Consider the following 14,840-nt stretch of genomic DNA (forward strand, 5'->3'; position numbering starts at 1 on the left):
TTAGGATCGCGCAGGTGGAGTTACCGCTGATGCCGCCGGTGCGGCCGATGCTCGCCAAAGCTGTGCACGAGGTGCCGCGCGACGGCGGGTTCTGGTACGAGCCGAAGTGGGACGGCTTCCGGTGCGTCGTGTTCCGCGACGGCGACGAGGTCGAACTGGGTTCGCGCAACGACCGGCCGCTCACCCGGTACTTCCCGGAGCTGGTCGAGCTGCTGCGCGACGCGTTGCCGGAGAAATGCGTCGTCGACGGCGAAATCGTGCTGGTCACGCCGCGCGGACTGGACTTCGGGGCGTTGCAGCTGCGGCTGCATCCGGCGGCCAGCCGCGTCCGGAAGCTCGCGGAGGAGACCCCGGCCAGCTTCGTCGCGTTCGACCTGCTCGCGCTCGGCGACCGGGACCTGACCGAGGAACCGTTCGCCGAGCGGCGCCGCGAGCTGGAGGGCATTTTCGCGCCCTCGACCGGCTTGCAGCGGGTGCACCTGACGCCGCTCACGACGGATCCGGACACCGCGCAGGACTGGTTCACCCGGTTCGAGGGCGCGGGCTTCGACGGGGTCATGGCGAAGCCCGCCGATCTGCCGTATGAGCAGGACAAACGCGTCATGCTGAAGGTGAAGCACGAGCGCACCGCGGACTGTGTCGTCGCGGGTTTCCGGTGGCACAAGGACGGCAAGGGCGTCGGATCGCTGCTGCTCGGGCTGTACGACGAGGAGGGTTCGCTGCACCACGTCGGCGTCGCGAGCAGCTTCACCGCGGCGCGGCGCCGGGAGCTGGTCGAGGAGCTGGCCCCGTGGCGGGAGGACGCGCTCGACGGGCATCCGTGGCGCACCTGGGCGGAATGGCAGGCCGACGAGGTGCGCCGGCCGGGCGCCAACAGCCGGTGGGCTCCGGACAAGGACCTGTCGTGGGAACCGCTGCGCCCGGAACAGGTCGCCGAAGTCCGCTATGAACACCTCCAAGGCGGCCGCTTCCGCCACGGCGGGCGATTGGTGCGCTTCCGCCCGGACCGGACCCCGGAATCGTGCACCTACGCGCAACTGGACGAAGCCCCGCCCGCCGAGTTGGCGGATCTGTTCGGGGAGGCCCGATGAGCGGGGTGACGCTGGAACTGGACGGCGTCGAACTGACCATTTCCAGCCCCGACAAGGTCTATTTCCCGGAACGAGGCGAAACCAAACTCGATCTCGTCCGCTATTACCAAGCTGTCGCAGGCCCTTTGCTCGCTAGACTCGGCGGTCGCCCCCTGCTGCTGGAACGCTATCCGGACGGCGCGGGCGGAAAATCGTGGTTCCAAAAACGCACGCCCAAGAACGCGCCGTCTTGGCTGACCACCGCCGTCGTTTCCACGCCCAACGGAACCACCAGCGACGCACTCGTGGCCGCAGACCTGGCCCACGTCCTGTGGGCGGTCAACCAGGGTTGCCTGGGCTTCCACGTGTGGCCAAACCGCGCGGCAGCACTGGAAATCGCGGACGAACTGCGCATCGACCTGGACCCGTCGCCCGGAATCGGGTTCCCGCAACTGCGCGAGGCGGCGGTTCTCGTGCGAGAATTCCTTGCCGAACTGGGAATCGAGGTCTACGTGAAGACCTCCGGTTCGCGCGGCCTGCACCTGTATTCAATACTGGAACCGCGCTGGGACGGCTACGAAGTGCGAGCCGCCGCGGTGGCTCTGGCAAGGGCGTTGGAACGGCGGCATCCCGACCTGATCACCGCACAATGGTGGAAGGAAGAACGCGGCTCGCGAGTTTTCGTGGACTTCAACCAGAACGCCCCGCATAAAACAGTCTTCGGCGCTTGGTGCGTACGCCCGAGGGTCGGCGGACAGGTTTCCACGCCGATTTCCTGGGACGAACTGGCGACAGTGGAACCGGACGCCTTGACCCTGTCGACGGTCCCCGCGCTGGTCGCGGAACGGGGAGATCCGTGGGCTGGTGCGAACGACCGGCCGCAGTCGATCGAAGCGCTGCTGGAGATGTCCCGGGAGGATCTGGCCAGCGGCCTCATGGACGCGCCGTGGCCGCCCGTGTACCCGAAGATGCCGAACGAACCGCCCAGAGTCGCACCGAGCAGGGCGAAAAAGGCAGCCGCCGAAGGTGTCGAGGCGAGTCAGCAGGAAAGTCCGTGAGGGGCTCCTTCACGGACTTGGATTCCCTCAAGGAGCCCTTCACGGCCCGCCCCCGCCAGTCTCGCGCCCGCTCGGGATGCCGCCCCAATGCGGCATTGGTTGCGTCGCATGCACCGAACGCCACATTGGGTGCGTCCCACGCACCCAATGCCACATTGGGGCGCTAGCCCCACCCCCAACGAAACCGCCACCGATGCACTCAACTCGAAGTGCACCCACACCACCCCCGCACCCCGATACGAAGCTCTCCTGCGGTCTGAGGGTGCTTGTCAAGGCATCTTTCCAGCCTTGACAAGCACCCTCAGACCGTCAGCACTGAGGTTTCCCCCGGGGATCGGACACCGGGTTTTATGCCGCGTGGGCGTGGTGGTGATGGTAGTTCAGGCGGGTTTCGTGGGGTGTGCGGTAGTCGAGGGTGGAGTGCAGGCGGTGGTGGTTGTAGTAGGCGAGGTAGGCGAAGACCGCTTGTCTGGCTTGGTCGCGGGTGGTCCAGGTGCGGGTGCCGATTTCGGTTTTGAGGGTGGCGAAGAAGGATTCGGCGGCGGCGTTGTCGTAGCAGGACCCGGTCCTGCCCATCGACGCCCGGATGCCGTGCGCGGTCAGGGTGTCGCGGAATTCGGTTGAGGCGTATTGGGTGCCGCGGTCGGAGTGGAACACAGCACCAGTGCCGGCCAGGCCGCGGTCCGCGGCGAGGGTGATCGCGTCGCGGACGAGGTCGGCGCGCATGTGCGGGGCGAGGGCGTGGCCGACGATTTCGCGGGTGTGCAGGTCGAGCACGGTCGCGAGGTAGAGCCGGCCTTCGTCGGTGGGCAGGTAGGTGATGTCGCCGACCAGCCGCTGCCCGGGAGCGTCGGCGGTGAAGTCGCGGCCGATCAGATCCGGCGCGGCCGCGGTCTTGTCCTGGCGGGTCAGCGACCGCGGCCGGTGCCGGGTGATCCCCGTGATGCCGCGCTCGCGCATCACCCGCTCGACCCGCTTGTGGTTGACCGCTTCGCCGCGGCGGCGCAGTTCCGCGGTGATTCTCGGGCTGCCGTAGGCACCGCGGTGGGCGGCGTGGATCCCGGCGATCTCGCCCGCCAGCCGGTCCTCGGCCGCGGCCCGCTGTTCGCGGGCCGGGGCGGCGGCGAGCCATTCGTAGAAGCCGGGACGGCGGATCTCGAGGACACGGCACAGCCGGGCGACGCCGTAGGCGGCGCGGTGGTCGGAGATGAACCGGTAGCTGCGGGTCAACGATCCATCTCCTGCGCGAAATAGGCGGCCGCTTTGCGCAGGATCTCCTTCTCTTTCTCCAGCTCCGCGACCCGTTTGCGCAACTGGCGCAGCTCCCGCTCCGCCGCGTCGCCGCCGGTCTCGGCGGCTTGATCGGCGCGGTCGGCGGCCCGCACCCACGTCCGCAGCGTCTCGTGATTCACCCCCAGCTCACGAGCCACCTGCGCCAACGGACGAGACGACGACCGCACCAACGCGACCGCATCCCGCCGGAACTCCTCCGGATACCTCGACGAACCAGACACAACAACATCCTTCCCCAGGCCAAAGCCAAGGATCAGAGTGTCCGACCCGACGGGGAAACCTCACACAATCAAGCTTCGGGGTGCCCCACCGCAACCACTCAAAACGATGTCGCCGCCAGGCGACGAGCCGCCGTCACCCCAACGGCAGATCAAACGCCAACTGCTCCTGCCCGCCAACCCCCACCGGCACCCCAGCCAACGTCCCCGCACACCCAGCACAAGGCGTGACATGCCCAGTCCCAGGCGCGGTCAAATCGATCGGCGTCCAAGTCCGCGATTCCCGCTCCCCGCAAGCAGACCGCCGATACCGCAGATCATCCGCCCGGGTCATCACATGCGCGACCGGATCGTCCTCCGGCAACGCACCCACGAGGTACCACCGAGCCGCAATCGTCTCCGCCATGGAACGAGTCCTCCAAAGAGGCTGGTCCGAGCTACGAAGACATAGTGCGACTCCACCACCATCAATCCGCGCGTTTACGCATCTTCGGCGTGGCGCGCCCCATCATCGGGCTCGTCCAGATACCGGAGAAACCGCAAAAGCCCCCGCTCGTCCGGCACCTCATCCTCCGCTACACAAGCCGCAAGCTCCCGCTCAACAGCCGCAGAATCAATCCCAGCACCAATCAAAACCAGCTCGGTCCGCCGCGGCCCAGACCCCCAGCTAGACCGCTCTACCTGCACAAATGCCCCGACAGTATGCAATCCGAACCGAGACCGAGCCTCCGGAGACCCGAGATCCACCTGCCCCTTAACCCGATACAACCCAGCAGGCCGGCTCTCCAGAAACGCCAAAAACCGCCGAGGCGAAAGCGGCCGCTCAGCACTGAACACGACGCTCTCATACCGCGCGTGCAAATGCTCGGAATGATCATGTTCGCGCAGATCGTCAAAAGACAACTGCCCGTAACTTTCCCGAGGCCGGGGATCGAAAAACAGCCCCGGATCAACCCGCCCCCGCTCGGTCTCCAGCACCGGCACCCCTGGCGCGTACTCCTCGACCACCGCACGGACCTTGGCCAGCGCGTCCGCCTCGGCCCGGTCGACCTTGTTGAGCACCACCAGGTCGGCCACCCGCAGATGCTCAGTCAGCTCCGGATGCCGCGCCCGGGTCGCCTCGAACTCGACCGCGTCGACGACCTCGACCAGCCCGCCGTACCGGATGTCCGGGTTCTCGCTGGCGATCATCAGCCGCAGCAGGTCGCGCGGTTCGGCGATCCCGCTCGCCTCCACCACGATCACGTCGATCCCGGCTTCGGGCCTCGACAGCTTGCCGAGCATCGCGTCCAGCCCGCGGGCGTCGACCGCGCAGCACAGGCAGCCGTTGCCCAGCGAAACCATGGTGTCGACCTGCCCGGCGACCGCGAGCGCGTCGATGTTCACCTGGCCGAAGTCGTTCACCACCACCCCGACCCGGACGCCCTGGCGGTTGGCGAGCAGATGGTTGAGCATCGTGGTCTTCCCCGCACCGAGAAAACCCGCCACGAGCACTACCGGAACCCGCTGCCTGGCCACGCGTCAACCCTCCTGTCGTCCGGGCAGCCGACGATACCCGCAGCGGGCGCCGGGCCGTGGCAGCCCGGTGCCGTGCCCGGCGAAAAGCAGTTGGCGCAGTGTGCCGTCGTGGCAGGATGAGCGGATGATCTGGACGCCGGGCAGGGAGGACCGGGTCGACGGCATGCCGACGGCCGGAGAATGGCGGCAGTTGTCGGTCGTGCCGGAGAAACGGGAGGTCTTCGGCTACGACCTGTACTTCCGCGAGGGCTGGGCGGACGTGCTCGCGGTGTTCGGCAGCGACGCGACGAGCGTGCTCGGCGGGCTGGCGATGCTGGTGGTCAAACCGGACGCGGTGGTCGGCCGCAGGCTCGGCCCGATCATGGATTACCTGGCGGACAACGGTTTCGTGCCCGTCGCCGCCACCCGGTTCGGCTACACGCGGCATTCGATGCGCGAGGTGTGGCGCTACGACTGGCACATCTACACCGTCGACCGGCTGCAGTTGTGCACTTTCTGGTATCTCACCAACGATGTGCTGCTGTTCCTGGCGCGCGACGTCCGCCCGGTCGCGGGATTGCCCGCGACGGTCCGGCTGTGCGAGCTGAAGGGCGTCGGCGATCCGGCGCAGCGCCGGCCGCACCATTTGCGCACGAAGCTGAACCCGCCCAACCGGATCCTGAACTTCGTGCACGTCGGCGACGAACCGGCGGACATCGTGCGCGAGCTGACGATTTTCCTCGATCGCCCGGATCGACTCCGGTTTCTCAAGGAGTTGCGGGCGCATCTCGCCGAGGACCGCACGGCGCAGGCGCGAGCCGAGATCGCCGCCATCGAAGCGGATTGCCCGGTGCACGACCTGGACATCGACGCGACGCTCGCCCGGCTGGCTCCGATAGCGGGCGAGGCCGCGGTTTCCCGGTTGCGGGACGTCGTCGAGGGCGGGGACCGGATCAGCTGGGACGAGCTGGCCGAGCTGGTGCCCTTCGAGAAGGCCGACCGCTGGGACGTGATCGTGACCGCGTCGTTCGTGGTGCACAACGAGCGCCCGGTGCCGCATGCGCTGCTGCCTGCCGTTTCGGCGGAGGCGTGGACCGCGCAGGTGCGGTAGCGCGCCGCCTACAACGGACGTCGGGCCCGGGGCTTGGCCCAGTGCGCCGGATCCGGGTTGGAGATCAGCTTCGCTTCGCCGGGCTCGTCGCACTCGATCAGCCCGGCCCCGATCGCGGTGAGGTCCCAGCGATCGACCTCGGCTCCGCTTTCGGCGACTGCCTCGGCGACCTCGATCCAGGGCACGGATTCCCCGAACCGCAGGCGTTCCAGCAATTGAAGCGCCCCGCTGCCGTGCTCTGCCCGCTTGAGCGCGTCTGCCACCGCGTCGGCGGCCGTGTTGGCGTCGAAGGTCCGCGGGGTGGCGGCGGCTTCGGCGGCGAGTACTTCTTCGAGCAACGGGAGACCGGCTGGGGTGTCGACGGCCAATGCGTTCAGCGCTTCCCGTCGCTGCGGCGGTTCGAGCAGCAGGCCGAGTTCCCGGATCAAGTCGGCGGGCTCGTCGGCGACGTGGATGTAGCTGAAGTTGCGATTGTGCTGCTGCAGCAAGGCGCGCAGTGTGCCGGGTTTTTGCTTCGACAGATCGGCTGAGCCTTTCAACGCGGCCAGCCTCATCGTCGCGGGCGTCGGCCCGGGCTGCTCGTCGCGCAGGAGCAGCAGCAGGGCGGAGCCGCGGTAGATCAAGTCGTTCAGCGCGAGCCGGTCCACGGTGGCCGAGGTCAGCTGGTACCGCCACATTTCCCGCCACCGCAGGCCGTCCAGTTCCGGACGCTGTACTGCTTGGACAGCGAACCCCTGCTCAGCCAGCCAACCGAGCACAGGGCGCACCTTGCCCGCGGCGACGCCGTCCGGTTTGACCAGGAGAAGCGCGTGCTGGCGCAGGATTTCCGCGGCCCGGTTGCCGAGGAACCGGGCGGTGTCGCGGGCGCCTTCCCGGAAGTAGGTCTCGCGACGGTAGGCAATGCGCTTCGCGGGCATGCGCGTGAGCGCGGCCCAGTTCATGTCGTCGATCTTCTCCCCCTTGGCCGATGCCGGATCCGGTGATGTTATCCCGGCCCGCGGGGGCCTCGTGGAGGAAGCGCCGATGGGCAGTTCGCCAAGAAATGTCGAACGTCTTCGGAAGCGTGCCGCCGTGCGGGTGAGGGTCCGGGCCTCGGACCGGCGGATCGGCGTACGGTCGCTGTGGCGTCCGGGCGAACCGGTTGATTCCATTCCCGAACGTCTCGCGCGCCAATAGTCTACTGTGGACAAAGCAGATTGGGTTGAACTGCCGTGTGTTTCGGGTGTTGTCGTATCGGCTGCGGTCGCGGATTGCGCCGGATGTCGCAGGCGGATTGGTCGGTTCCGAGTCTTGTCTTGAAGAATTCTCCGTTATTTCGAGAATGTGCGGAGGAAATTGTTCACTCGGATGGTCGCTGCCCGGGTCGGGTCGGCGTCCATAGAGTTCTGAGCGGCAGTGCACCGGAGGGGGTGCCGTGAGCCCGAGGAAGATCATTCCCGGAGGGCTGGAATGCACCGATTGCTCGAGTCCCGCAGCACCACGCTGACCACCCAGCAGGAGGCCGGAACATTCGGCACCGGCTGGCGTGCTCGCGCTTTCCGCGACGTCGAGTCCCGGCTCACCGACCGCGGCTTCCCGTGTGTCTTCTCGAGAAACGCTTTCCGAAAGGGACTGCTGCTGTTCGCGTTCGCCGAAGATGCCGGGCCGGACGCTATCGCGAGACTCGGTGTTGAACTCGCCGACTATGTCGAGCTTTCCCGGAATTGGAACGGCCGGCTCGACACCGCGTACCCGTTGCTGATCGTGTTTTCGCCCGCGGCGGTGTCCGCCGGATCGGTCGCGGAGTATCAGGCATTCGGCTGGGAAGTGCTCCAGAAGCTGCACCACGTCGATCCGGCGCCGTGGCCGGAGAACGTCGGAACTGACCCCGGCGAAAGCTCGTGGTCTCTGTGCTTCAACGGAATGCCGTTGTTCGTCAACATGAGCAGCCCCGCCCACGAGGTCCGGCGCAGCCGCAATCTCGGCGAGCACTTCGTGCTCGTGATCAACCCGCGCGAGCGGTTCGACGTCGTCGCGGGCGACACCCCCAGCGGCCGGAACGTCCGCGACAACATCCGGGCGAGGATCGACCGCTACGACGGCGTCCCGCGCGCTCGCCAGCTCGGCTCTTACGGTGTCGCCGGGCTGGAATGGTGGCAGTACGGCCTGCCCGAAGAGGATGTCGACCGGACCGATGCCTGCCCGTTTTCCTTCCGGGAAGCCGAAACCGCGCGGCCCCGTGTTTGATCGGAGAGAGAAACTTTACGGCTGGTGCCGCGACCGGAATGAGTCCATTATGGACATGACTGCGCCGGTGTTCGTGACCGCGGCGGTGCGGTAAACCGGCAGCCGGACGGCAAGCAAGGCTGTTGCCGACTCAGCACCCGACCGGGCAAGATCGGTGAGGTCGCCCGGCGCTGGGCGGAGTGCTCCGGTGGCGGGGGAGAAGTTCCGATGATCGACGACCCGGTTCTGCTGCCAGCCCGGCCCGCCTCCGCGGTCCCCGGCGCGGTGGCCGCATGACCGCCCGTCCCGGGCCCGTTGCCCCCGAACGCGCGACCCCGCTGCGTCCTGCGCTCGTCCTGATCGGCGTCCTGCTGATCGCCACGAACCTGCGCGCCGCGATCACCTCGCTCGGCCCCATTCTGGGCCTCGTCCAGGCCGATCAGGGGCTTTCCTCGGTAGCCGCGTCCGTCCTGGTCAGCGTGCCGCTCATCGCCTTCGCCGGGTGCTCGCCGATCGCACCCAAGGTCGCCGCGAAGCTCGGGCTCGAGCGGTCGCTCGGCGCGGCGGTGCTGCTGCTCGCGATCGGGATCCTGCTGCGCTCGACCCCGCCGCAGTTGTTGCTGTGGACCGGAACCGCGCTGCTCGGGGTCGCCATCGCGATCCTGAACGTCCTGCTCCCCGCGCTCGTCAAACGCGATTTCCCCACCCGGATCGGGCCGATCACCGGCACGTACACCGCGGTCCAGTCCGGCGTCGCCGCGATCGCCGCCGGGGTTGCGGTCCCGCTCGCCGGGCAGCAGGCCGGCGGATGGCGGCTCTCGCTGGGCGTCTGGGCGGGGCTCGCGCTGATCGCTCTCGGGGTTTTCCTGCCGCAACTGCGCCGGTCCGCCGCCGCACCGCCGCTCGTGCGGACGACCGGTGCGGCACGGCCGTGGACGAACGGGCTGGCCTGGCAGGTCACCCTCTTCATGGGGCTGCAGTCGCTCGCCTTCTATGTCCTGGTGACCTGGCTGTCCTCGATCGAACAAGCCGCTGGCATCAGCTCCGTGACCGCGGGGTTCCACCAGCTGCTCTTCAACCTTTGCGGCCTGGTCGGCAGCTTGGTCAGCTCCATGCTGATCCACCGGTTGCCTGATCAGCGTCCGGTCGCGATCACCGGGTCATTGCTGTTGACGGCCGCACTGACCGGGCTCCTGGTCGCGCCGGGTATCGCGGTGCTCTGGGCGGTCTTCGCGGGGTTGGCCGGCGGGACCACGTTGGCATTGGCGTTGTCGCTGTTTGGGCTGCGTACGAGGGATTATTCCGACGCTGGGGCGTTGTCGGGGATGGCTCAGTCCGCGGGTTACACGCTCGCGGCGCTCGGGCCGATCGTGATCGGCGCGATTCACGACGCGGCTTCGTCCTGGACGCCTGCGCTCGGGGTGCTGATCGCGCTCGCGCTGGTGCAGACGACGTTCGGCGCGCTGGCCTCTCGCCCGAAGACGATCGGCTGACCGTCTGGGCCGCTGTCGGACTTCGGCCGGGCGCGGTCCGGCGATGGGGTGGAGAATGAAGGCATGATCAACGTCCTCGTCGCGTACGCGGGCAAGCATGGCGGCACCCGCGAGATCGCCGAAGTCGTCGGCGAGGAGTTGCGCGCCGCCGGGTTCGCTGTCGACGTGCGCGACGCGGGCGAAGTCGACAGCGTGACGGGGTACGCCGCGGTGGTGGTCGGCAGCGCCCTCTACTACGCGCGTTGGCGGCCCGAAGCGGTGCGGTTGCTGGAGCGCAACACCGAGGCGCTGCGGGCGCGTCCGGTCTGGCTGTTCCACAGCGGACCGTGCGGCCCGGGCGCGAATCTCACCCGGGTGAGCCTGCCCGCGCGGGTGACGTTGCTGGCCGCCGCGATCGACGCGGGGCGCACCGAGACGTTCGGCGGGCGGCTCGACCCGGCGCTCGCGGAAGGCGTGCTGGAAAAGCTGATGGCGCGCGGCAGCCGGGCGGGCGATTTCCGCGACTGGGACCGGATCCGGGCGTGGGCGCGGGACATCGGCCGCCGGGCGCAGTCTCGCGTGGCGATCTGAGCGTCAAGACGCGCCGAGCACGCGCAGCACCGTCGCGGACAGCTCTTTCTCGGCTTCGGCCGGCGAAAGCCGTCCCGCGTCGGCCTCGCCCGCGGCCGCGTGGCCCAGCTGGATGATCACCGTGACCAGCCAATCCGCCGGCGGCTGCCGGTCGAACTCCCCGGCGAGCTGCCCGCGTTCGACAATCCGCCGCAACCGCTCGGCGACTGGCTCGTGCTGCTCGCGTCTGCCCTCCGCGGAGGACGCCGTGGAGGAGAACCGGCGCAGCAGCGACGGATAACGCGAGGACGCCCGGCGCGCGGCGTTGAGCACCCGCAGGATCGCGTCCGCCGCCGGCCCGGTGTCCGGACCAGCGGCGTCCATCGCGTCGACGGCTTCCTCCGTGAGCCGATCGAGGACCGCGGCCAGAAGCCGCTCGCGGGAAGGGAAATGGGCGTACACGGTCTGCCGGGTCACGCCGGCCGCCGTGGCGATGCCCTCGACGCTCGCGTCCGGATCTGTTTCCAGCACACGGAGCGCCGCGTCGAGGATCGCGGCGCGGCTGCGCTGGGCGTCCGCGCGGAGTTTCGCCATCTCTTACACCTTGTCAAGGTTAGCTTGAACGGATATCTTACAGGGTGTCAGAGTTTATCTGGGAGGGGTTCATGGGCACACTCGAACACGCTGATCCGAAGGCATTCATCGCGCGCTTCTTCACTTCTTTCACCGACGATCTGGTGCACACCGACGAGGACGCGGCGACGGTGGTCGACCGCTATCACACGCCCGACGTCGTGCAGATCGCCGACGGGGTGCGGATCGACCGCGCGCGGCTGGTCGCGCATTGCCGTCCGGTGCGGAAGAACCGGCCGGACAGCCGGATCGAAGTCCACGACGCGATGGCGGACGGCGACCGCGTCGCCGCGCGGTACACGCTGCACGTTCGCCAGCGGGGAAAGGAGCTCGAGATCGAGGTGTCGTTCTTCGGCCGGTTCGCCGAGGACGGCCGGATGCGCGAGGCGCACCTGCTCACTCGTTCGGCGAAAGCGCCCGAGTAACCCGATTTCTCCGCTTTTGCTTGGTATGTCAGGGATGTGCTGAGTCCACATGCGACTCTTGCCTCTCCGCCGCACCGGGTGTAGACCAAGCCGGTGACCGAAAACGCAGCCGGGGGCAAGGGAAAACGCAAGCTCAGCGCCGATCAGCGGAACTCGTTCCTCGCCGCGTGGCTCGGCTGGAGCATGGACGCGTTCGACTATTTCCTCGTCGTGTTCGTGCTCGCGGACATCGCGAAGGACAAGTCGTTCGGCGCCACCGCCACCCAGCTGGCATTCATCACCACCGCGACGCTTGTGATGCGCCCGGTCGGAGCGCTCCTGTTCGGACTGTGGGCGGACCGGTCCGGACGGCGCATTCCGCTGATGGTCGACGTCCTGCTGTATTCCGCGGCTGGTGTGCTGTGCGCGGTCGCGCCGAACTTCACCGTGCTGCTGATCCTGCGATTCATCTATGGCATCGGCATGGGCGGTGAATGGGGCCTGGGCGCGGCGCTCGCGATGGAGAAGATTCCGGTGGAGCGGCGCGGGTTCTTCTCCGGGCTGCTGCAGGCCGGTTACTCCGCCGGGTACCTGCTGGCCGCGCTGGCGTACCTGCTGTTCCACACCGCGCTCGGCCTCGAGTGGCGGTGGATTTTCGTGCTGAGCATCTTCCCGGCGCTGATCAGCCTGCTGATCCGGGCGCGGGTCAAGGAATCCGAGGTGTGGGAGGCGGCGCAGGAGAAGATGCGCGTCACCCGGACGTCGGTCAAGGACGTCCTGTTCAACCCGAAGGTGCTGCGTCGGTTCGGGTACCTCGTGCTGCTGATGACCGCGTTCAACTGGATGTCGCACGGAACGCAGGACGTCTACCCGACGTTCCTTAAGGCGACCGAGCACGGCGGCGCCGGCCTGAGCGCGGCGACCAGCACGTGGATCGCCGTGCTGTACAACGTCGGCGCGATCATCGGCGGCCTGGTCTTCGGCTCGCTGTCGGAACGCTTCGGCCGCCGGATGACGATCGTCGGCGCCGCGGTTCTCGGGTTGCCGATCGTCCCGATCTTCGCCGTCGACCACGGAGCCGGGATGCTCGCGCTCGGCTCGTTCCTGATGCAGATCATGGTGCAGGGCGCGTGGGGCGTCATCCCGGCGCACCTCACGGAAATGTCGCCGGACGCGATCCGCGGGTTCTTCCCCGGCGTGACCTACCAGCTCGGCAACCTGCTGGCCGCGCTGAACCTGCCGATCCAGGAAAGCATCGCGCAGTCGCAGGGGTACACGGCCGCGCTGCTGTGGACAGTGATCCCGGTGCTGATCGCGGTCGCCGTGCTGACCTCCCTGGGCAAGGAAGCGAAGTCCATCCGCTTCGGCGGCGAGGGCGCGACCACCGCACCCGCCGGGTCTTCCTGACCTTTTCTGTCCCTGCTGGGTTCAGGCGGCCTTGCCGTCGAACAATCGCCGATATATCGTGGGCATATCGGCGATCGTTCGACGGAGGAGGAAGACATGACGAGGACCGCAGGCGGAGACCACCTGTTCCGAGGCTTCGGCGGCCCGGAACGCTTCGGCGGGCACGGAGTGCCGTTCGGTTTCGGCCGCCCCGGACCGGTTCACCCTGGTGACGGCGGTCGGGGAGGGCCGTTCGGCAGGCCGGATGCGCCGGGCGACGGGAGGGGGCGACATCCGGGCGGGCCAGGCGAAGGACACGGGTGGCCTTGGGGAGGCGAGCCGGGCGAGGAGCGCGGGCGTTCGGGCGGCTTCGGTGGCCAGGATGCCTGGTTCGAGCTGGGCGAACGCGGCTGGGCGGGCTTGTTCGGCGGGCGAGGCTTGGGGGTCGGCCAGCATGCGGTGTTCGGTGGGCCCGGGGCCAGGTTCGGGCAGACCGGGCTCTTCGGGGGGCCGGGAGTCGCCTTCGGCTGGCCTGGTCACGGGGGTGAGCACCACGGCTGGTCGGGCGAGTCAGGCGAGCACCACGGTTGGCCGGGCGAACACCACGCGCACCCTGGTCATGCGGGCGAGGCGGGGGAACGCCACGTCGACCCCGGTTGTTCGAGTGGGGCGGGGGAACACCACCCGCACCCCGGCCGTCCGGGCGAGGCTGGTGAGCACCATGTGCACCTCGGCCATCTGGGCGGGCATCCAGGACACCCGGGCTACTCGGACCACCTAGGACATCCGGGGCACCCCGGTCACCCGGGCCATCCCGGTCATCCGGGGCACCCCGGTCACCCGGGCCATCCCGGTCATCCGGGGCACCCCGGTCACCCGGGCCATCCCGGTCACCCGGGCCATCCCGGTCACCCGGGCCATCCCGGTGACGGGGGAGCCTGGGACGGCACGGTCTTCGAAGCCCGTGGCGGTTTCCCGCCGGGGCCTCCGGGTCCGCCTGGGCCGCCTGGACCGCCGCATCGGCCGGGGTTTCCTGGGTTCCCTGGCTTTCCCGGGTTTCCCGGCGGTCCGGGAGGCCCCGGTGGTCCGGGAGGGTTCTTCGGTGGCCCGCCCCGCGGCGGTCGGGGACCGGCGCGGCCGGTGCGTCCGGCGGTGCTTGCTTTGCTCGCGGAGGAACCCCGGCACGGGTATCAGTTGATGCAGGAGATCCGGCGTCGCACGAATGACGAGTGGCGGCCCAGCCCTGGGTCCATTTACCCGATTTTGCAGCAGCTCGAGGACGAAGGCCTGGTCCGCACGGCGGAGGAGGGCGGCCGTCGCGTCGCGCATCTCACGGAGGCGGGGCGGGAGCACGTCGCGGGGCGCGAGGAGGAGTTCGCGGCGCTCTGGGCGTCTCCGGCTCGTGACGAGGATCCGGGTGCGGACCGGTTCGCGGCGCTGTATCAGCAGATCGGCGAGTTGGCCGGGGCGGCGGCGCAGGTCGCGCACACGGGCAGCGAGGCGCAGTGCGCGGAGGCGCGCAAGGTGCTCCGCGAAGCCCGCCGCCGGTTGTATGCGTTGCTCGCGGACGACGACTCCGAAGATTAGAAACCATCGGTTGGCGAGTCCATTGTGGACTCGCCAACCGGCGGTCACCTCGGGCTACAACCGGAGGTGGTCCGGGCGCGCGTGTCGGTTGTTGGACGGCGGCGCGCTGCGGCGGGTCCAATGCGGACATGCCATCGTTTGTCCATCTGCACGTCCACACCGAGTACTCCATGCTGGACGGTGCGGCGAAGATCGGTCCCTTGTTCGCGGAGGCGGCCCGGCTGAACATGCCGGCGGTCGGGATGACCGATCACGGGAACATGTACGGCGGGGACGAGTTTTATCAGACGTCGAAGAAGCACGGGATCAAGCCGATCATCGGGATCGAGGCGTATG

17 protein-coding genes are annotated in these 14,840 nt (G+C 68.6%); 10 read left to right on the forward strand and 7 right to left on the reverse strand.

From position 1 onward, the window contains the following. Nucleotides 1-14 precede the first annotated feature (14 nt). The gene (locus WA670_RS19415) at nt 15-1,091 is read left to right on the forward strand and encodes an ATP-dependent DNA ligase (protein ID WP_336158435.1); all 1,077 of its coding nucleotides are present in this window, start codon (nt 15-17) and stop codon (nt 1,089-1,091) included. Beyond that, a complete protein-coding gene (gene ligD, locus WA670_RS19420) occupies nt 1,088-2,128 on the forward strand; it encodes a non-homologous end-joining DNA ligase (RefSeq protein ID WP_336158436.1) in 1,041 nt (346 codons plus the stop codon). The genes WA670_RS19415 and ligD overlap by 4 nt, the downstream gene beginning before the upstream one ends. Before the next feature lie 348 nt (nt 2,129-2,476). Here ligD and WA670_RS19425 read toward each other — a convergent pair. Both WA670_RS19425 and WA670_RS19440 read right to left on the reverse strand, forming a co-directional pair. Continuing rightward, nucleotides 2,477-3,642, reverse strand: a protein-coding gene (locus WA670_RS19425) for an IS3 family transposase (protein ID WP_442893108.1) whose coding sequence is annotated in 2 segments (ribosomal slippage) — nt 2,477-3,373 and nt 3,376-3,642 — 1,164 coding nt in all. Because the reading frame shifts where the segments join, the coding sequence is not laid out codon by codon here. Between the two features lie 477 nt (nt 3,643-4,119). Continuing rightward, entirely contained in the window at nt 4,120-5,157 is a 1,038-nt protein-coding gene (locus WA670_RS19440; RefSeq protein ID WP_336158439.1) for a CobW family GTP-binding protein, read from the reverse strand. Between the two features lie 124 nt (nt 5,158-5,281). Between WA670_RS19440 and WA670_RS19445 the strand changes: the two genes are divergently transcribed. Next, nucleotides 5,282-6,247: a nucleoside-diphosphate kinase gene (locus WA670_RS19445; protein WP_336158440.1), complete on the forward strand. Its 966-nt coding sequence runs from the start codon at nt 5,282-5,284 to the stop codon at nt 6,245-6,247. A gap of 8 nt (nt 6,248-6,255) precedes the next feature. On the opposite strand, the gene WA670_RS19450 is transcribed toward WA670_RS19445, so the two are convergent. Next, nucleotides 6,256-7,188: a nucleoside-diphosphate kinase gene (locus WA670_RS19450; protein ID WP_336158441.1), complete on the reverse strand. Its 933-nt coding sequence runs from the start codon at nt 7,186-7,188 to the stop codon at nt 6,256-6,258. Nucleotides 7,189-7,696: 508 nt separating this feature from the next. Here WA670_RS19450 and WA670_RS19455 point away from each other — a divergent pair. The 3 genes from WA670_RS19455 to WA670_RS19465 all read left to right on the forward strand — a co-directional run bounded on the left by WA670_RS19455 (nt 7,697) and on the right by WA670_RS19465 (nt 10,515). Further along, the gene (locus tag WA670_RS19455; RefSeq protein ID WP_336158442.1) at nt 7,697-8,473 is read left to right on the forward strand and encodes a YqcI/YcgG family protein; all 777 of its coding nucleotides are present in this window, start codon (nt 7,697-7,699) and stop codon (nt 8,471-8,473) included. A 272-nt stretch (nt 8,474-8,745) separates the two neighbouring features. Beyond that, nucleotides 8,746-9,945 (forward strand): CynX/NimT family MFS transporter, encoded by a 1,200-nt coding sequence (locus tag WA670_RS19460; RefSeq protein WP_336158443.1) that lies wholly within the window; start codon nt 8,746-8,748, stop codon nt 9,943-9,945. Nucleotides 9,946-10,008: 63 nt separating this feature from the next. Continuing rightward, nucleotides 10,009-10,515: a flavodoxin domain-containing protein gene (locus WA670_RS19465; protein ID WP_037814984.1), complete on the forward strand. Its 507-nt coding sequence runs from the start codon at nt 10,009-10,011 to the stop codon at nt 10,513-10,515. A 3-nt stretch (nt 10,516-10,518) separates the two neighbouring features. On the opposite strand, the gene WA670_RS19470 is transcribed toward WA670_RS19465, so the two are convergent. Then, nucleotides 10,519-11,088 carry a TetR/AcrR family transcriptional regulator gene (locus WA670_RS19470; RefSeq protein WP_037814987.1) on the reverse strand — a complete coding sequence of 190 codons (570 nt, stop codon included), beginning with the start codon at nt 11,086-11,088 and terminating at the stop codon, nt 10,519-10,521. A 71-nt stretch (nt 11,089-11,159) separates the two neighbouring features. Here WA670_RS19470 and WA670_RS19475 point away from each other — a divergent pair, with 71 nt between their 5' ends. Both WA670_RS19475 and WA670_RS19480 read left to right on the forward strand, forming a co-directional pair. Next, the gene (locus tag WA670_RS19475) at nt 11,160-11,552 is read left to right on the forward strand and encodes a nuclear transport factor 2 family protein (RefSeq protein WP_037814988.1); all 393 of its coding nucleotides are present in this window, start codon (nt 11,160-11,162) and stop codon (nt 11,550-11,552) included. 183 nt (nt 11,553-11,735) lie between these two features. Beyond that, the gene (locus WA670_RS19480; protein WP_439098630.1) at nt 11,736-12,938 is read left to right on the forward strand and encodes an MFS transporter; all 1,203 of its coding nucleotides are present in this window, start codon (nt 11,736-11,738) and stop codon (nt 12,936-12,938) included. 21 nt (nt 12,939-12,959) lie between these two features. Here WA670_RS19480 and WA670_RS19485 read toward each other — a convergent pair whose 3' ends face one another. The 3 genes from WA670_RS19485 to WA670_RS19495 form a co-directional block, all read right to left on the reverse strand. After that, nucleotides 12,960-13,373, reverse strand: coding sequence for a hypothetical protein (locus WA670_RS19485; protein ID WP_336158444.1), 414 nt, complete (start codon nt 13,371-13,373; stop codon nt 12,960-12,962). A 114-nt stretch (nt 13,374-13,487) separates the two neighbouring features. Then, complete coding sequence (locus WA670_RS19490; RefSeq protein WP_336158445.1) at nt 13,488-13,667, reverse strand: hypothetical protein; 180 nt, start codon at nt 13,665-13,667, stop codon at nt 13,488-13,490. A 27-nt stretch (nt 13,668-13,694) separates the two neighbouring features. Continuing rightward, the gene (locus tag WA670_RS19495) at nt 13,695-13,838 is read right to left on the reverse strand and encodes a hypothetical protein (RefSeq protein WP_336158446.1); all 144 of its coding nucleotides are present in this window, start codon (nt 13,836-13,838) and stop codon (nt 13,695-13,697) included. Nucleotides 13,839-14,069: 231 nt separating this feature from the next. On the opposite strand from WA670_RS19495, the gene WA670_RS19500 reads away from it, so the two are divergent. Together WA670_RS19500 and WA670_RS19505 are read left to right on the forward strand one after the other, a co-directional pair. Next, nucleotides 14,070-14,504: a PadR family transcriptional regulator gene (locus WA670_RS19500; protein ID WP_240691473.1), complete on the forward strand. Its 435-nt coding sequence runs from the start codon at nt 14,070-14,072 to the stop codon at nt 14,502-14,504. Between the two features lie 128 nt (nt 14,505-14,632). Continuing rightward, nucleotides 14,633-14,840, forward strand: a 208-nt coding sequence (locus WA670_RS19505; protein ID WP_336158447.1) for a PHP domain-containing protein, incomplete at its 3' end; no start/stop codon positions are given.

The sequence above is a fragment of the Amycolatopsis sp. VC5-11 genome, from assembly GCF_037034185.1.
Lineage (GTDB): Bacteria > Actinomycetota > Actinomycetes > Mycobacteriales > Pseudonocardiaceae > Amycolatopsis > Amycolatopsis nivea.

Excerpts from the sequence above, each read along its gene's own strand:
- WA670_RS19495 (WP_336158446.1), bottom strand. The coding sequence starts at position 13,838 with ATGGCCCGGGTGACCGGGATGGCCCGGGTGACCGGGATGGCCCGGGTG.
- WA670_RS19490 (WP_336158445.1), bottom strand. The coding sequence starts at position 13,667 with ATGCCCGCCCAGATGGCCGAGGTGCACATGGTGCTCACCAGCCTCGCC.
- WA670_RS19470 (WP_037814987.1), bottom strand. The coding sequence starts at position 11,088 with ATGGCGAAACTCCGCGCGGACGCCCAGCGCAGCCGCGCCGCGATCCTC.
- WA670_RS19450 (WP_336158441.1), bottom strand. The coding sequence starts at position 7,188 with ATGAACTGGGCCGCGCTCACGCGCATGCCCGCGAAGCGCATTGCCTAC.
- WA670_RS19460 (WP_336158443.1), top strand. The coding sequence starts at position 8,746 with ATGACCGCCCGTCCCGGGCCCGTTGCCCCCGAACGCGCGACCCCGCTG.
- WA670_RS19445 (WP_336158440.1), top strand. The coding sequence starts at position 5,282 with ATGATCTGGACGCCGGGCAGGGAGGACCGGGTCGACGGCATGCCGACG.
- WA670_RS19455 (WP_336158442.1), top strand. The coding sequence starts at position 7,697 with ATGCACCGATTGCTCGAGTCCCGCAGCACCACGCTGACCACCCAGCAG.
- WA670_RS19465 (WP_037814984.1), top strand. The coding sequence starts at position 10,009 with ATGATCAACGTCCTCGTCGCGTACGCGGGCAAGCATGGCGGCACCCGC.
- WA670_RS19485 (WP_336158444.1), bottom strand. The coding sequence starts at position 13,373 with ATGCTGGCCGACCCCCAAGCCTCGCCCGCCGAACAAGCCCGCCCAGCC.
- WA670_RS19480 (WP_439098630.1), top strand. The coding sequence starts at position 11,736 with ATGGACGCGTTCGACTATTTCCTCGTCGTGTTCGTGCTCGCGGACATC.
- ligD (WP_336158436.1), top strand. The coding sequence starts at position 1,088 with ATGAGCGGGGTGACGCTGGAACTGGACGGCGTCGAACTGACCATTTCC.
- WA670_RS19475 (WP_037814988.1), top strand. The coding sequence starts at position 11,160 with ATGGGCACACTCGAACACGCTGATCCGAAGGCATTCATCGCGCGCTTC.